The 14,696-nt window shown below is 54.4% G+C and carries 15 protein-coding genes and 1 pseudogene; 4 read left to right on the forward strand and 12 right to left on the reverse strand.

What is annotated here, in order from left to right:
* The coding region (locus tag QFX31_RS08335) for a hypothetical protein (RefSeq protein ID WP_348531658.1) at nt 1–219 on the reverse strand (219 nt) is incomplete at its 3' end.
* An 89-nt stretch (nt 220–308) separates the two neighbouring features.
* Here QFX31_RS08335 and QFX31_RS08340 point away from each other — a divergent pair.
* Nucleotides 309–1,340, forward strand: a complete 1,032-nt coding sequence (locus tag QFX31_RS08340; RefSeq protein ID WP_348531644.1) for an Lrp/AsnC family transcriptional regulator — start codon at nt 309–311, stop codon at nt 1,338–1,340.
* Nucleotides 1,337–2,143 carry a D-aminoacyl-tRNA deacylase gene (locus QFX31_RS08345; protein ID WP_348531645.1) on the forward strand — a complete coding sequence of 269 codons (807 nt, stop codon included), beginning with the start codon at nt 1,337–1,339 and terminating at the stop codon, nt 2,141–2,143. Before QFX31_RS08340 ends, QFX31_RS08345 begins: the two co-directional genes overlap by 4 nt.
* Before the next feature lie 170 nt (nt 2,144–2,313).
* Here QFX31_RS08345 and QFX31_RS08350 read toward each other — a convergent pair whose 3' ends face one another.
* The 4 genes from QFX31_RS08350 to QFX31_RS08365 form a co-directional block, all read right to left on the reverse strand.
* On the reverse strand, nt 2,314–2,691 hold the full coding sequence (locus QFX31_RS08350; RefSeq protein WP_348531646.1) for a carboxymuconolactone decarboxylase family protein: 378 nt from the start codon (nt 2,689–2,691) through the stop codon (nt 2,314–2,316).
* A gap of 182 nt (nt 2,692–2,873) precedes the next feature.
* Nucleotides 2,874–3,914 (reverse strand): TGS domain-containing protein, encoded by a 1,041-nt coding sequence (locus tag QFX31_RS08355; protein WP_348531647.1) that lies wholly within the window; start codon nt 3,912–3,914, stop codon nt 2,874–2,876.
* Nucleotides 3,915–4,243: 329 nt separating this feature from the next.
* Nucleotides 4,244–5,164, reverse strand: coding sequence for a hypothetical protein (locus QFX31_RS08360; RefSeq protein WP_348531648.1), 921 nt, complete (start codon nt 5,162–5,164; stop codon nt 4,244–4,246).
* Nucleotides 5,165–5,172: 8 nt separating this feature from the next.
* Nucleotides 5,173–8,634, reverse strand: coding sequence for a DUF1616 domain-containing protein (locus QFX31_RS08365; RefSeq protein WP_348531649.1), 3,462 nt, complete (start codon nt 8,632–8,634; stop codon nt 5,173–5,175).
* Between the two features lie 238 nt (nt 8,635–8,872).
* On the opposite strand from QFX31_RS08365, the gene QFX31_RS08370 reads away from it, so the two are divergent.
* Nucleotides 8,873–9,745, forward strand: a complete 873-nt coding sequence (locus QFX31_RS08370) for a hypothetical protein (RefSeq protein ID WP_348531650.1) — start codon at nt 8,873–8,875, stop codon at nt 9,743–9,745.
* A 381-nt stretch (nt 9,746–10,126) separates the two neighbouring features.
* Here QFX31_RS08370 and QFX31_RS08375 read toward each other — a convergent pair whose 3' ends face one another.
* Nucleotides 10,127–11,422: an MgtC/SapB family protein gene (locus tag QFX31_RS08375; RefSeq protein WP_348531651.1), complete on the reverse strand. Its 1,296-nt coding sequence runs from the start codon at nt 11,420–11,422 to the stop codon at nt 10,127–10,129.
* A gap of 209 nt (nt 11,423–11,631) precedes the next feature.
* On the opposite strand from QFX31_RS08375, the gene QFX31_RS08380 reads away from it, so the two are divergent.
* Nucleotides 11,632–12,288 (forward strand): histidinol phosphate phosphatase domain-containing protein, encoded by a 657-nt coding sequence (locus QFX31_RS08380; protein ID WP_348531652.1) that lies wholly within the window; start codon nt 11,632–11,634, stop codon nt 12,286–12,288.
* A gap of 19 nt (nt 12,289–12,307) precedes the next feature.
* Here the strand turns inward: QFX31_RS08380 and QFX31_RS08385 are convergent, their stop codons facing one another.
* The 6 genes and pseudogenes from QFX31_RS08385 to QFX31_RS08410 form a co-directional block, all read right to left on the reverse strand.
* Complete coding sequence (locus tag QFX31_RS08385; RefSeq protein ID WP_348531653.1) at nt 12,308–12,886, reverse strand: HEAT repeat domain-containing protein; 579 nt, start codon at nt 12,884–12,886, stop codon at nt 12,308–12,310.
* 67 nt (nt 12,887–12,953) lie between these two features.
* Nucleotides 12,954–13,119, reverse strand: a pseudogene (locus tag QFX31_RS08390) (glycosyltransferase); the annotation flags it as partial.
* Nucleotides 13,120–13,265: 146 nt separating this feature from the next.
* Entirely contained in the window at nt 13,266–13,484 is a 219-nt protein-coding gene (locus QFX31_RS08395; RefSeq protein WP_348531654.1) for a DUF2283 domain-containing protein, read from the reverse strand.
* On the reverse strand, nt 13,462–13,803 hold the full coding sequence (locus tag QFX31_RS08400) for a DUF4258 domain-containing protein (RefSeq protein ID WP_348531655.1): 342 nt from the start codon (nt 13,801–13,803) through the stop codon (nt 13,462–13,464). Before QFX31_RS08400 ends, QFX31_RS08395 begins: the two co-directional genes overlap by 23 nt.
* A gap of 240 nt (nt 13,804–14,043) precedes the next feature.
* On the reverse strand, nt 14,044–14,292 hold the full coding sequence (locus QFX31_RS08405; RefSeq protein ID WP_348531656.1) for a type II toxin-antitoxin system RelE/ParE family toxin: 249 nt from the start codon (nt 14,290–14,292) through the stop codon (nt 14,044–14,046).
* Nucleotides 14,285–14,482: a hypothetical protein gene (locus QFX31_RS08410; protein ID WP_348531657.1), complete on the reverse strand. Its 198-nt coding sequence runs from the start codon at nt 14,480–14,482 to the stop codon at nt 14,285–14,287. The genes QFX31_RS08405 and QFX31_RS08410 overlap by 8 nt, the downstream gene beginning before the upstream one ends.
* Nucleotides 14,483–14,696: the final 214 nt, after the last annotated feature.

Here is a 14,696-nt window from a genome sequence, read left to right on the forward strand (position 1 = left end):
ATATGGCTCTGCGGCGAGAAACACCAGAAAATCGCTAACCTCAACGAGAATACCATAAAGATCATCAAACTGTTCGGACCAGAATGCAAAAAATACTACGGACTGGAGCGTTAATGCGGAATGTGGGATATCGATTCCAGGAAAAACAATTCGTGATGCGGGCCCACAACCAACTGCACATATTCTGCTGGCTTCGATGCCGCTTACCGGAAAGGCCACAGGAAAAAGCTTTCAAATATAAAGGCAACATTGTGGGGATGCAAGCGATGAGGTAACCTATAAATAGTTAAAAAATACACTTTCATCAAATGGAGCTCAAATTAACATCAAAAGAGAAGCTGGTACTTTACGGCCTGACCAGATACCCCGGGCTCAGCGACATTGATCTGGCTTCCTCTATTGATGTAGACAGATCCACGATATTCAAAAGCAAACGCAAGTTTCGAGACTGGCAGCTGATAAAGCTTCTTAACGTTCCAGCTGGTGGGGCAATTGGCGCCGAGATCCTCAGCGTGGTTTTCATGCGCTTCTCTCCAGGGATCGATGGCAGAGAATCCCTGTCTGAATGGACAATGAGCCCCAGCTGTGTCTGCTGTGCAGCAACATCTACAGATGCGTTCTCCCTGGTTTACTCGAGGAACCTTACAGAGTTCAGGAAAAGATCAGAAAGTATTCTGATCAGATACCGGCAGAGAGGCGTGCTTGAGGATTTCAGGTGCGTGCATCTCTGTGTGGAGCTTGCCAGCTATCAGTACAATGTTCCAGCAGCAGTCAGCGAGATATTCGGGCTTGAGAGAAAGGATGTCCAGCCTGCCCCAGTCTCGCTGATGCCCGCAGATGCCTCAAGGATGTCAGAGAAGGACAGGCTCACACTCTACGCCTTCGTCAGATACCCCACCCTTTCAGATCTGGAGCTCTCAAAGAGAACTGGGATCTCGAGGCCGACAATATCAGGAAAGAGGAGCAGGTTCTTCGATGCTAACATTCTTCTCCGGGAGGCGCATGTTGAATGGCAGAGGATATGCTGTGAGCTCATGTGCTTCTACCATCTTCGCATTCGGCAGGATGTGAGCTCTCATGATGCAGGATCTCTCCTGGGAATGATGGGATCGCAGCTCTTCTACTACATGCAGCCTGGAGACATCTGTGGCGCGATGCTCTCATCTAGCTTCTCCGATCTCAAGGATGGGATTGATGCATTTGTTAACAGCGCATTTGAGAGAGATCTCATGGACACGAAACCGCACATCGTCATCATGCCACTGAGAGCGATGAGGGTGATGAAGCTCGATTACGCACCTGCTGTTGCTGAGATGCTCGGGATTGAAAAGGAGATATGAGCGAGATAGTGATAATCTGCTCATCCTCTGATCCGGCCAGCTCGAACATAGCCTCGAGGCTGCTCGAGCTTGCCGAGTGGGAGGGACAGGGGGATCTCAGGTTCTACAGGAGCTGCTGCCTGCTTCGCATCGAGGGCGAGCTTGTGGGGCTCAGGAATCTTGAAGATCTGATGGATCACATGGGCCTCTCGCCGCGGCTGATCGTCTTCGCATCCAGACACAGATCAAAAGAGGCTGTGGCATGGCTCGGCGGCCACTTCACCGGAGTTCTTCAGGAGGGCTCATTCGAGCTATCCAGACCAGCGCCGTATCCTTTGAAACGACTGCTCATGGCCCTGCAGCGTCATGCCCCCACCACATTTCGCCTCTCCGCTGAGGCCACGCACCACGGCCCTGTGGATCTGCGCATCCCCTCGCTCTTCGCCGAGATAGGCTCATGCGAGCAGCACTGGAGCGATCCAGAGGCAGGCGCCGCAGTAGCCAGAGCGATCCTCGATCTCGAGAGATATGATGAGCATGCTGGTGAGCCGGTGCTTCTCGGAATTGGCGGAGGGCATTATGTACAAAGACAGACGGAGCTGATGCTCTCAAGACCTGTAGCGTTCGGTCACATGTTCTCGAAGTACCAGGCATCGATGCTCAGCGCCGATGCGATAATGAGCGCGGCTGAGCTCTCAGGAGCATCCGGTGTCTATCTGGACGGCAAATCCTTCCGCTCCGAAGAGCGCAGGAGGCTCGAGGAGATCGCCGCAAGCCTCGACCTGAGGGTGATGAGCACGAAGGACGTGAGATCTCTGCTGTGAAGGTTCGCCCATCCAGTGATTCAACATGGTGGCAATGATAGGGAAGAGCATCCAGCGATCCCGAAAATCTGCTCAGATCTCCTTATATTCGTGAGATGAATCTACCTTTACAGATCTCCGCCACATCAAAGGGACGAGACCGGATCAAAAATGGATGGCAGGGAGTGCGTTTAATCCTCCATCTCCTTGAACAGCCTGCTTATGCCGCTCTTGGCGATGGAGAATGTCGGGACACCACCCGTGATCATGCATATCTCAAGGGTCTCCAGGATCTCCTCCTTTGTTGCGCCGTAGTTCACAGCGACCTTCGCCTGCGGGTACACGCAGTCCTCACACATTCTCGTTATAACACAGGCCAGAGCGATGAGCCTCTTCGTCTTTTTGTCGAGTGCGCCATCCTCCAGGAGCACCCTGTCGAGCCTCTCGATGAGCTCCACGAGCTCAGGCCTGTGGTCGTATATCGCCTTGAGCGTCTCGGGAACATAGCCACCCATCTTATCCCCAAGAGCTCGCATTATCTCGCCATGCCTATCCCCACATCCGCACATGGTTTTTACCTCCTTTTCTGCTCTGAGTAGCTTCTCACCAGCATTCTGCCCCATCCACAGGCCCTCTCGCTGGAGAGATGCCTCTGAATTTTACGAGCTTTCCACTGATTTGTTTTATATCCCTGAGATATATGGTTTGCGGGATTGCTCTGGACAAAATCCGGCCTGCTCCAGAATTCTCCTCACTTCTCCAGGACGATGGTAACTATATCCCCATCGCTCAGGATGTGATCGAGCCCTGCGCGCTGGCCGTTGTGCTTTGCAGATGATCCCCAGACGGTTGCGTACCTGAAGCGCTGCCTGAAGTCCTTGTGTATCCTGTCGCAGAGGTCGCCTATGTTAGCTCCCCTTCTCATTATCATTGGCTCGTCGAGATCCGGCGGCTTTCCCTGCGGCTTCATGAAAATCCTTATGAGATCCAGCCGCTCGAATATCTCATCCTTCAGCCTGTCGAGACCTGTGCCATCGATGGTCGATATTGGAATCACATCCCCATCGAGCTCCCGCTCCTCCGGATCCAGGATGTCAACCTTGTTCATCACATGTATGGCCTTTATGTAGCGCCTGTTGGTCTCCAGGGCATCGATGAACCTCTCCTGGGTGAGCCTCTCCCTTATCAGAACATCTGCGCTGTGTATCCTGTACTCCCTCAGTATGGCCTCGATCGATCCCTTGTCTATCCCGGGGTCGACGGTGCTCGTCACACTTATGCCGCCTCTCGATGTTTTTCTTATCAGTACCGATGGAGGATTCTGGTTCAGGCGGACACCGCTCTGGTAGAGCCTGTTCAGGTAGGGATCCAGAGAGCCCCCATACGGCTCCGTGACGAGCAGCACAAGATCAGAGTCCCTGACAGCGGATAATGCATCACCTGATACCGTTATGTCCGGTACGTCCAGAATCTGTATCTTGGCGCCCCTGTGCTGCAGGATTCCCGGGGTGATCTCCATCGAGTACGGATCCTCGCTGGTCCTGGCCCCTGTGAGCCTGTTCACCAGTGTGGACTTTCCGGCGCCCACCGGCCCCACAAGGGTGACAGTTGCGTCCCCGGATTTCCTTACACCCCCTCCCTTCTTCACCCTGGCAGCCGTCCTCCTCTCCTGCTCCTCGCGCAGCCTGGCTATCTTCGCCTTCAGGCGGCCTATGTGGTGCTCGGTCGCCTTGTTCTTCTGCGTTCTGAGGATCTCCTCCTCCAGGGCCCTGATCTCATCCTCGATGCTCATCGGGCCAGCCCCACACCTGATCTTCTCAGTTGATGGATATCCATGATAGTGTCCTGAGAATCAGGGAATGATGGTATCTGCTAAAAGAGTTTCGATGATGATGCGCCGGTCTGGATTGAAGCTGCCTCTCAAGGCAGCAGCCGCGGTGGACGCATGATTGAGGATTCCTAAAAACTCAGCATTTTAGTATAAATCTCATTTGATAAAATCATGCAGCGACATGTCCAGATCTTGAGAATCCTCGATTGAAGAGCTCATTTCATAAAGGATGTGTAATAAATAATAGTATTAAAAGTATATATGGTCTTTGTGCAATATTTCAGGAAATTTCATTTTTTGCGCATCATCTCCTGCACACTTGCGAGCCTCTCGCGCGCAGCCATCACCTTCTCCTGGGTTGTCATGGGCTTTGGCTCCTCCAGCTGTGGGGGGAGCTGTGGCAGAGTCTGTGTTACATTTGCGGTCTCATTCGCCACAGCCGCAGGTGGTGCAGCCCCTGCAGGAGCTTCTGCCGGAGCCTCAGGTGGCACACTCATCTGTATCTCGATCAGGCTCGTGTCAAGGGGTATCTGTATCGCCCGGTCGGTTGCGAAGTCATACTCGAGAAGAGCAGGCCTGCTCCTGGGTGAGATGCTCGCAAATGTTATCTCCTTTCTCATAATGCTCTTCGGCGGTATGATCACCGAAGAGAATGTGACATCGGCAAAGTACCTCCAGCCCCACTGATCTACCAGCGTGAAGTTCTCAGGGCTCATCACTATCTCGCCCTCAGTCGCATTGTTTGAGAGGCTTATATCCACTGATATCGTCTGGCTTGTGTTGGAGAGAAGCCAGTCTGTTATGCCGTAAAACCTGAAGTTTGCAATGCCGTTTGTGTACTTTATGGGTTTATCCCATGCAATGGAGAACGGATTGCTTCCCTCAGGGATCACGGTCAGGTATGCCACCTCTGAGGTCCTCGGAACCATGAAGACCAGGGCGAACCTTCCCGGCTGGAGAGCCCTTGAGCGGCTTAGATCCACGGGATATGTTTTGTTTTTCTGATCCACAACCTCGAATGTCGCGTTGATCCCTCTTGTCATTCCGACGTCGAGAAAGAGAGCACTTGTGTTAATATCGTAATGGCTCTTGTAGCCATCAAAGACCACGCATGTGACAGCGCCATTGCTCCCCTGAAGAGGATACGCATGAGATGTTGCGATCAATCCCAGGATGAGGACCAATGGCAAGATCGATCTGATCGCGTTCATAAAACCACCTATCTTCCAACCCTTACTGATGATATGTTCTTGCTCCCGAGGGCTGCGCTGCCCCTCGACCCGATGCCGCTGAGCGCCTCGTCCACAATGGATCTTATTGTATAGATCTGTGAGATGCTGCTGATGCTGCTTTCATCCCTGACCTGCACTGTGATGTTGTGATCACCCGCTGCCACACCCACTGTGTTCCAGGTGAATTTGCCTGACGCTGACCAGTCTGTGGCCGGCGAGCCGTCCACCAGGAATCTGTAAAGGAGAGGATCGTTCTCCGGGTCTTGCGCCCTCGCGGTCCATATCACAGATATTCCGGCGTGCTGCGGGCTGCTCAGATCAGGTGTGAGGCTCTCGATCACGGGCGGATGATTCTCGACCCTCCTTGATTCCACCGTGAATTCAGATGTGATGCTCTGGCCCGTCTCATGAGAATCGTCTCTCACAGAAGCTGTGATACTGTGCCTCCCCTCCTCTGAGACGCTCAGAGTCCAGCGGCCTGTGCCGGACCAGTCGCTCGCCGCCACCCCGTCAACAAAGAACCTGTACAGGAGCGGGTCGCCCTCAGGATCCACAGCCTCCGCGGTCCACACCACCTCGTCTCCGGGCTCGTAGGGTCCTGCTTTGTCCGGAGTGAGGGATATCAGCTCTGGCGGGCGGTTCTCCTGCGTCAGGATGAACTTTGAGGTCATAGCTGAATCAAATCCTGCGGAAGATGCATGCCTTCCATCCCTGACCCACACACCCACCATGTACTCACCGGGGGGTAAACCGGATGTGTTCCACATCCAGCTTCCTGATGGAGACCAGTCGGTCACAGCCTTTCCGTTCAGCGAGAACCTGTAAAGCAGCGTGTCATTATCAGGATCATCCGCAGAGGCGGTCCATGCTATCATCGAGCCCACTGGCTGCGGACTTTCTGGGGACGGTGAGAGCTTCAGCCCGGCTGGCGGCCTGTTGGGGGCGACGAGCTCGAAGCCCTTCTCCTTTGCATCATCATGATCTGCATGCATGTTGTCTCTCACATAAACGCTGAGCGTGTGGTTGCCCGGCGATAGATTGGATGTATCGAGCTCGAACACCGCAGAGGAAGACCATTCGCTCACAGCCACACCATCAACAAGGAACCTGTACTGGATTGGATCGTTATCGGGATCCTCTGCCAGAGCGCTCCAGGTGATCCTCGAGCCCACTGGCAGCGGGTCATTCCTGTCGGGCAGGAGGCTCAACACCCTGGGCGGCGAGTTCTTCTTTTCCAGATAGAAGACCACATCCCTTCTATCAGGATCTTCGTGATGCCCGTCCCTCGCCAGAACGCTCACCCTGTGCTCCCCCTCGGTATAACCGCTCGTGTTCCATACGAACCGCGGATTCGCTGACCAGTCGCTAACAGCGACACCGTCGACAAGGAACCTGTACTGGATTGGATCGTTATCAGGATCATCCGCAGAGGCGGTCCATGTTATCACAGATCCAGCAGGCTGGGGGCTCTCCCTGTCAGGTGCCAGTCCCGTGATCCCCGGAGGGGTGTTCGCTGCCAATATCTCTACAACCCTCTCCAGAGAATCATCATTTTCAGCTGAATGGAGACCATCTCTCACACCAACGCGGACCGTATGGTTTCCTGGAGCGAGACCGGATGTGTTCATGATAAACACTCCGGATCCAGACCACTCTCCAGCAGGGAGACCATCAACATAGAACCTGTAGAGCAGCGTGTCGTTCTCCGCGTCTGATGCTGAAGCAGACCATCTGATCTGTGTGCCCTGAGGCTGCGGCCCGTCAGGATCCGGTACCAGGGCGGTCAGCTCCGGCGGCAGGTTCACCGGCAGCAGTGTGTACAGGGACCATGCCGTATCCTCGCAGTCTCTGTTATTTGATCCCCTCACACACGCGCTCACGTTGTACTCTCCAGCTGGAATTCCCGATGTGTACCATGTCCAGCTTGGGCTGCTGCTCCAGCCGGAGATCGGCCTGCCGTTCAGGAAGAACCTGTAGCTCAGGCCATCAGCAGGCCCTGAAGCCCTCACAGTCCAGACAACCGTGGTTCCGACCTTCTGGGGGCTCTCCTTATCAGGCTCAAGCCTCTCGATCTCAGGGGGCGTCTTCGGAGGCACGACCTCCTGGGATCTGTTCTCCGATGCGCCCGTGCTCCTGTTCAGGCTCCCGCTCAGCGATGGAGGCAGGGGGGCTGCACTCCTGTTCTCGGGACCCGCTGGGGCTGCGGATGCATTCGTTGATGTGTCACTGAGAGCAAGGCCATGAGATCCCTCCTTTGTCTGATTTCCGTGGATGGATGCGTTCGTTAAAGCATCCATTATGGATGCGCTGGCGAGCGTGGCGTTCGCGACGGCAGCTAAGCTGTCAGGCTTTGCTGCAGCGCCTGATAGATTCGTGCCAGTTGTGTTAGCCTCCGGCGCCGTGCTCACGTTCTGTGGCCTCTCTGAGGCAGCGCTCTCATCCCTCGGTCCTTCTGATGAGGATGAGGAGATGCCGGATGATCCTGTGCCCCCGGATCGCGCGGATCCCCTCCTCGTGACAACGGACGGCGATGTGCTGCGCAGGGATGTGTTCTGGGAGATGTTCTTCGAGGCATCAGTGGCATTCAGCGTCACGTTCACCTGCTGCGTCTCCCCACCTGCAGAAATGTTCTCACGCGGCGTTTCTGTGATGTAATCGCTGATCCTCAGGGTCTTCTGGTATTCCTTCAGCATCTCCTCATTCCTGTACAGAATAATCCTGAGCGCGCACAGATCGCCGGCATCCGCAGATATTCTCCACTCCAGCGTGTCCTCGTATGCGTCTCCATCGGCAAGATGTGCATCCCTCTGGGCCGCTCTCTCTCCATTCATCTCAACAGCGATCGTGTAGTTCGCCTCAACTCCCTCATGATTTATCACACCAACAGTCGCTGTCGCGCGCCCATCGCTCTTAATGCCCAGACCGGTCACGTAGAACTCCGTGGATCCCTCGTGCTTCTCGTTTTTCACGTTCACGTAGCCGAGAGAGATGGCAGCGATCATCAGAAGAAGAACGACCGCGGGTACAATGCTCTGAGGGATTCTTTTTCTGCTGCTCCTGAGGCCGTACCTGTAGGTGTACAGCGAGAACCTTCTCCTCCTGGGGACCGCGCTCCTCCGAATCTGTGCAAGAACCGCGAGAATCAAAACCAGGATGGCTGCGATAACCAGAGGAAACTCCCGCACGCCCAGCGCGATCTCCGCCAGCGATGCCACCAGCGCCAGAGCGATGCTCAGCGTGGTTCTCTGAAGAAGTGATCCAAGCGGCTCGTTCTCGGGAAGCACAGCTGATACGAGCGCATAGAGCAGAAGCGCCTGGAGCGCAAACGCGATCACGCCCTGGCCTGCATGAACGTTCATGCCGATAGCTGTCGTGATCAGAGCCAGAGCTGTTACCAGGAGAAGATCCAAAGGCAGTGCCTCGCCTCTCAGCCGGATTTTACTCGCCACCCTTTAAGCCTGTTGGCTCTCTATCTTCCCATTTTATGTGTTAAAGCTTTCTCTGAGTGATGCATCAGAGACGATGAAGAAGCACATGAGCAGCATCTGTGGATTGGCCCGGAGCTCCGAAGAGCGTGCTTTTTGGGCAGGATCAGAAACACAGTTTCTGTTATCAAAGCATGTCTGATCTCTGGTACTTACCATTCATCAGTAACATACTTAAGCACAGAAATAGATGGTTTCAAATGTGAGCTGGCTTCTTCTCGCCCTGTTCGGCACGGTATCGTTCACGCTTGCCGGCCTGCTGGACAAGCTCATCCTGGACCGGTACATGCAGGAGCCGAAGGTTTATCTGCTGTGCCAGGTGATGGCCCAGCAGGTTTTCGCACTGACGGCATTCGCGTTCATACGGCCGGAGTTTGTGTTTCCGGATACGATCCTCGCCGTGGTCCTTGGCAGCATCCAGGTCCTCCCGACGGTGTATTTTCTCAGGGCGATCAAGGAGGATGAGCTCTCGAGGGTGACATCGCTCGAGTACTTCTACGTGGTCCTCGTCTTCTTACTGTCATCATCCCTCCTAGACGAGAGCCTGCCTGCGAGGAGCTGCGCCGGGGCAGCGCTCATACTTCTGAGCTCGCTCATCGTCTCGTACAGCCCGGAGTCAATCACCACCCCTGCTCTGAGGCACATCCTGCCGTACTGGGTGATGAACACGATCTACTGTCTGGCAATGAAGTGCCTTCTCTGCTCCATGGACGAATGGGACATGTACATATGGTCCGCATTCGGAAATCTCATAGCTGTGGTGCCCTTCCTGAGATCCGGCGGAGCAGCGGGTCTGTGCATGATGGCCTCGAATGCGCGCACTCTCTGCTCCATCTTTGTGGAGGAGTCGTTTCAGTTTCTGGGGATGATACTCTTCATATTCGCATATGCCAGGGGGCCGCTCGCGCTTGTTAACGGCATAGGCGCGCTCCAGCCTATGATGACGCTCATATCCATACTCGTCATCAGGTCCGTGTATTCAGGATTGATCGAGGAGGACACATGCAGGGGGGCTGTGGTGAGGAAGTTCTCCGCGGTCTCCATGGTGGCGCTGGGAATATACTTCATATGCTGATGCGCAGGCGTGGCCGTGTTTTCAGGATGGCATCTCATAGAACCTCCTGGGGTGTATGGGTAGCGGAAACCCCGCCCTTCAGGACGGGGAGGAGCGTACCCCACCCAGAAACAGATATATCTCTGTTCCTACTACTTTCTCCTGAGATGCCTTCTGACCCCACAAGACACTCCGTAGCGGAGAAACGGTTGCAGCACGGAATGACGACAGGCATTTTGGAACGCTCTGAATCCGCAGCAATGCGGAAGCTGAAACCTGCATTTGAGGCTAGGGGCGTCTCCAGGGCCGCTGCTCTTCGGGGCTCTATCCTGTGATGTCAACCGGCCTATTGTCTCGGACATGTCGGATTCTCCGCATGGCGCCAGGGACAAGCTCCGGTCTTCAGACCGGAGTAGTTGACGAGAGCATCTCGATTATGTGGTGAAGGGCACTGGTGTACCATATGAGCATCAGGATCCCGGCTGCCATCATCGGGACGAGGACCTTCGCCATCTCCATCCCGAACTCCCGGCTGCCCATGACGAACGCGATCGATAGCTTGAGCGCTGTGTTCGTTATCGCTGCGAGCATTATGGCTATGACCGCGGTCTCGGTGCTGATGCTCCCTGCTGCAAGCGTCGCCATCGCAAGGACAACAGCATCGACATCCGCCAGCCCGGAGATCACACCAGCTGCGTAGCTTCCAGCATCTCCCAGTGAGATGGACGCGAGCTTTGTGATGAAGAGTATGAAGGCGAAGAGCGCGCCGAACTTCAGGGCGGGAATCAATCTGAACGGATCCTTGTGCTTCACACCCCCTTCGATAGGTGCAGCATTCTTTCTGCGAACATATGCCAGAGCCACGCCGACTCCCGCCATTGCTGCAAGCTGAGCCGATAAAGGCAGTAGCAGCTCCATGTTGACAAGCATCACTATCAGAAGTATTCTCGGGAACATCGTGCAGCTTGCCAGGGTTGTGGCGAAGACAGCAGATGCCAGCGACTGGCTCCTCTCCCTCACCTCAGATGCCATGCTCATCGTGACCGCGGTGCTGGAGACTATACCTCCAAGAATTCCTGTGAGCGTGAGCCCCCGATCGTCTCCAAGAACTCTTATCAGAATGTAGCCCACATAGCTTATCAGGCTCACAAGAACGACCATCATCCAGATCCTCCTCGGATTCAGAACCTCAAGGGGATCCAGCGCACGGTCCGGGAGAAGTGGCAGTATCACCAGCGCCACAAGCCCCATCTTGAGCGTGTCGAGCAGCTCAGCATCGCTGATCGCCTCGACGTATCTGTGGGCTATCTTCCTGGTGGCGAGCGTCCATGTCACAAGAATTGAGAGAGCGACCGCGAGAAGCATGCTCTCCTCGAAGTAGCAGAGCGCTCCGAGGAGAAATGTGATCGCGGCAGCGACAGCGGATGTGAAATCGAGCCACCCTATGATCCTGGAGGCTGTTGCATACCCAATCCCCACAAGTATGAGAAAGCCGGCATATGCAGCCACAATGAACATATCTCCGAAGATCTCTGAGAGGCTGGCTGCGAGCGCGCCCAGAAGCGCTATGAGCACAAACGTCCGGAGGCCGGCAACTCCCCTGGTTTTGTCCTCGATGATCCTGCGCTGGCGCTCGATTCCTATCAGCGCTCCGATGATCATTGCCATAACAAATGGATAGAGATCAGCGAACTCCATTGGATCCCAGCCATGGCTCCGGGAGTTATACAATTTCCGGTTCAGATCGGCGATCCCTGCGACCGCTTGAAACCCATGCGTTCTTATGGAGGGGCGTGCGCACAGGAAATTTCAGGAAATTTTAGGTGCATGCTTGTGCTGCCTCTTGCATATTGATCCTGGCAGATCCTCTCGCAACCATTATTACCCCATGCGTAAGAGCATCCAGCATGATAGACCTCCATACGCACACGGTCTTCAGCGATGGTGAGCTCATTCCGGCCGAGCTTCTCAGGCGTGCTGAGGCGATCGGGTACACTGCGATAGCGATAACTGATCACGTCGACTTCACGAACGTGGAGCACATTGTCGGAAGCATGCTTAAGGTGAAGGAGATGGAGGATGCCTACTCTCTGAAGGTTATCCCCGGGGTCGAGATAACCCATGTTCCGCCTGGAAAGATAGAGCGGCTTGTGCTGCTCTCAAGAGCCCTGGGCGCGGAGATCGTTGTGGTCCATGGGGAGACTCCAGTGGAGCCGGTTGCACCTGGAACCAACAGGGCTGCGATAGAGGCCGGTGTCGATATGCTCGCGCATCCGGGTTTCCTCACACTGGAGGAGGCAGAGCTTGCCCGGGAAAATGATGTTGTGCTGGAGATAACATCAAGGCTCGGGCACAACATCACAAACGGACATGTTGTGCGCATCGCAAAACAGACAGGCGCAAAGATGGCTGTGAACACCGACACACACGATCCTGAGGACCTGATAACATCAAAAAGAGCGGTGGAGATAGCGATAGGCGCCGGTCTGACAGACGAGGAGGCCGTGGAATTGCTGAGATCTCACCCCTTGGCCGCACAGCTGGGCCTCGAGCGATCCATTTGAGGCATTACTGGCGTGTATGTCAGCGCTTCCTCAGCCTCTCTATGGTCTCCCTAACCGCTTTCTGTACTATCGGGCTCTCGTCGCTGATGCTTTCCAGATGGCTGATCACCTTAGAGTCGCCTATAAGCCCCAGAGCTCTTGTGACATGATACCTGACCTTCCAGCTCGAATCTCTCAGCATCGGTAGCAGCGGCTCGACAGCCCTCGGATCGCCGATGCTCCCGAGGGCGCATGCTGCGTTGAGCCTCACATCCTGGCTCCTGTCATTGAGCACCCCGATGAGAGCATCAACCGCCCTAGGATCGCCTATGCTTCCGAGGGCCCAGGCTGCGTTCCATCTCACAAGAGCGTTCGCATCGGTCAGCGCCCTGCTCAGCGGCTCGACAGCCCTGGCGTCTTTGATCTTTCCCAGCGCCTCCGCGGCCTCAGATCTCACGCTCGCATCCACATCGAGAAGCGCATCGATCAGTGGCCCCACAGCTTTCGGGTCGCCGATCTTACCGAGCGCCTCCGCGGCCCGCGCCCGGACCGTGGAGCTGTCGTCCTTGAGGTTTTTTATGAACGCATCGACCTTCTCAGCATCAGCTCTCAGCGGCATGATTACACCACAGATCAGCTCACAGTCGTTGTATTTAAGATGATGGCTCATGTGGTCGAATCGCAGCGCCCATCCGCTCGATCAGCTCCGGATTCAGAAGGTGATGCTCCATCGAGTCTGCGAGCGCCCTTGGCATCGCGGGGTGGCACCAGGAAGCCGTTAAAGCCGTCGATCACGGCCTTGCGGCATCCAGGAGCGTCTGTCGTGATCACATGCCTGGCCATCGCCTCCTGGGCGCCTGCGAAGCTCACTGGCAGCACAAGGGCGCGGGCAGAGAACACACATTGCCTGAAGGTTGATCTCATCCACCAGAAGTGAAAGGGCCGCCGCTGAAGCGCTACCTGCATCGACCCCGTTACCTGATGAGATCACCAGCGATTTAAGTAATGTCCGATTCTGCTAAAGGTTTTTGGCGTAATATCGGCTCTAATAGGTCGATTATCATTTTAGATGCATTGAGTATCTCCAACTTCACCAGCTTCCCGCTCTTTGTGTAGTGCAGTATCATCTCTTCCCCTGCCGCTTCGCCGTAATCTGGCCTCTCATCGCTTATCCTTATGTCAAGAGCGTCTGCATCAGGGTAGTATTTTATCTTCATTTATTCCACCCTTAAAGTATCTGTCCGCATGCGAGATATAAAAAGTTATTACCACAAAAGATTCATTTTCATACTCATAAACCACCCTCGCCAGATGCCGATTGAGCCTTTTATGTGCGATGAACCGGCCTGCATGCCCTCTTATAACCTCCTCTGGATGCATCAGGAAGTTCAGGAGGTCGTCTGCTGAGATACCATAATCCTCCGCTCCATCCAGCGCATGCCAGGTAAGCAGTATCCGGACGGCCCTTCCGCTTGCATCAACCTCAAACAGCCTGCCTCTTTTTGTGTCGATAGATTTTATTATTTTCATAGCCACTCAGATCCTGCTTGATCTGCCCATGCTTCTGTCTATGCACCTCACTCCAGCTGCACGGGCCCGCATGTTAGGAGAGCTCCCAAAGTCATCAATCTCCCACCATCCCCATCGCCTCCATCATTCTTCTGTTGATTCTTCGCACATCTAACTGCTACTTAGAGATCCTGCCACTGACAGCAAGAGAGATCCCCTCTCAGGATAAACGCCAGATCTGTAAAAGGAGGCTGTTTTGAGACATGTTCATTTATAAATGCACTTTCTGTGTCCGATTCTTAAGATCACTATATTTTCATGGTTAATGTCAAATATAACTCTGTAATCTCCTATCCTTAATCTGTATGTTCCTATGCTGGGATGTATCAACTTTCGAGCGTGTTTTAGGGGATCCTCAGCGTACTCCTTAAGTTTCGCAGCGATTCTGCTCTGCATCTCTTTATCGATGTTTTCCAAGTCTTTCAATGCTCTCTGAGTTAACACTATCCTATACATCAAAAATTTCCTCGAAATATTTCACTCGCCCCTCTTTGTAATCGCTTCTCGCCTCTTCAACGGATTTAAGATAGTCATCGCTCGAAAGTGCTAAGATATCTTCAATGTAATCATCCATGGCCGCTCTGACCGCATCCGATATTAAGGACCGCAATTCCTCGACGGTTAAATCCTTCACCTTTGTCTCCATTGCAAAACACCAATCTTTATAGGAGTGTGGGCATAAAAAATTTCGCCCAGCGTTCCGTGAACATAGAGGGTTGGGGATGAAGGATAGGTGACTTCCTCTCCGGCCTGAAGGCCGGAGCTTCCTGCGCTTCGACTCCGTCGAAGCCCTTCGACGAAGTCGAAGGCTTCACAGATCCGGTTATCCAGCATCTCTACAGGCTCTACCCCTCAGTCCG

This window comes from Methanothrix sp. (assembly GCF_030055635.1).
Taxonomy (GTDB): Archaea; Halobacteriota; Methanosarcinia; order Methanotrichales; family Methanotrichaceae; genus Methanothrix_B.

Bases quoted from the DNA above. Each gene is read 5' to 3' on its own strand.
- QFX31_RS08395 (WP_348531654.1), bottom strand. From the start codon at position 13,484: ATGAAGATAAAATACTACCCTGATGCAGACGCTCTTGACATAAGGATA.
- QFX31_RS08405 (WP_348531656.1), bottom strand. From the start codon at position 14,292: ATGTATAGGATAGTGTTAACTCAGAGAGCATTGAAAGACTTGGAAAAC.
- QFX31_RS08375 (WP_348531651.1), bottom strand. From the start codon at position 11,422: ATGGAGTTCGCTGATCTCTATCCATTTGTTATGGCAATGATCATCGGA.
- QFX31_RS08345 (WP_348531645.1), top strand. From the start codon at position 1,337: ATGAGCGAGATAGTGATAATCTGCTCATCCTCTGATCCGGCCAGCTCG.
- QFX31_RS08380 (WP_348531652.1), top strand. From the start codon at position 11,632: ATGATAGACCTCCATACGCACACGGTCTTCAGCGATGGTGAGCTCATT.
- QFX31_RS08355 (WP_348531647.1), bottom strand. From the start codon at position 3,914: ATGAGCATCGAGGATGAGATCAGGGCCCTGGAGGAGGAGATCCTCAGA.
- QFX31_RS08360 (WP_348531648.1), bottom strand. From the start codon at position 5,164: ATGAACGCGATCAGATCGATCTTGCCATTGGTCCTCATCCTGGGATTG.
- QFX31_RS08350 (WP_348531646.1), bottom strand. From the start codon at position 2,691: ATGTGCGGATGTGGGGATAGGCATGGCGAGATAATGCGAGCTCTTGGG.
- QFX31_RS08340 (WP_348531644.1), top strand. From the start codon at position 309: ATGGAGCTCAAATTAACATCAAAAGAGAAGCTGGTACTTTACGGCCTG.
- QFX31_RS08410 (WP_348531657.1), bottom strand. From the start codon at position 14,482: ATGGAGACAAAGGTGAAGGATTTAACCGTCGAGGAATTGCGGTCCTTA.
- QFX31_RS08385 (WP_348531653.1), bottom strand. From the start codon at position 12,886: ATGCCGCTGAGAGCTGATGCTGAGAAGGTCGATGCGTTCATAAAAAAC.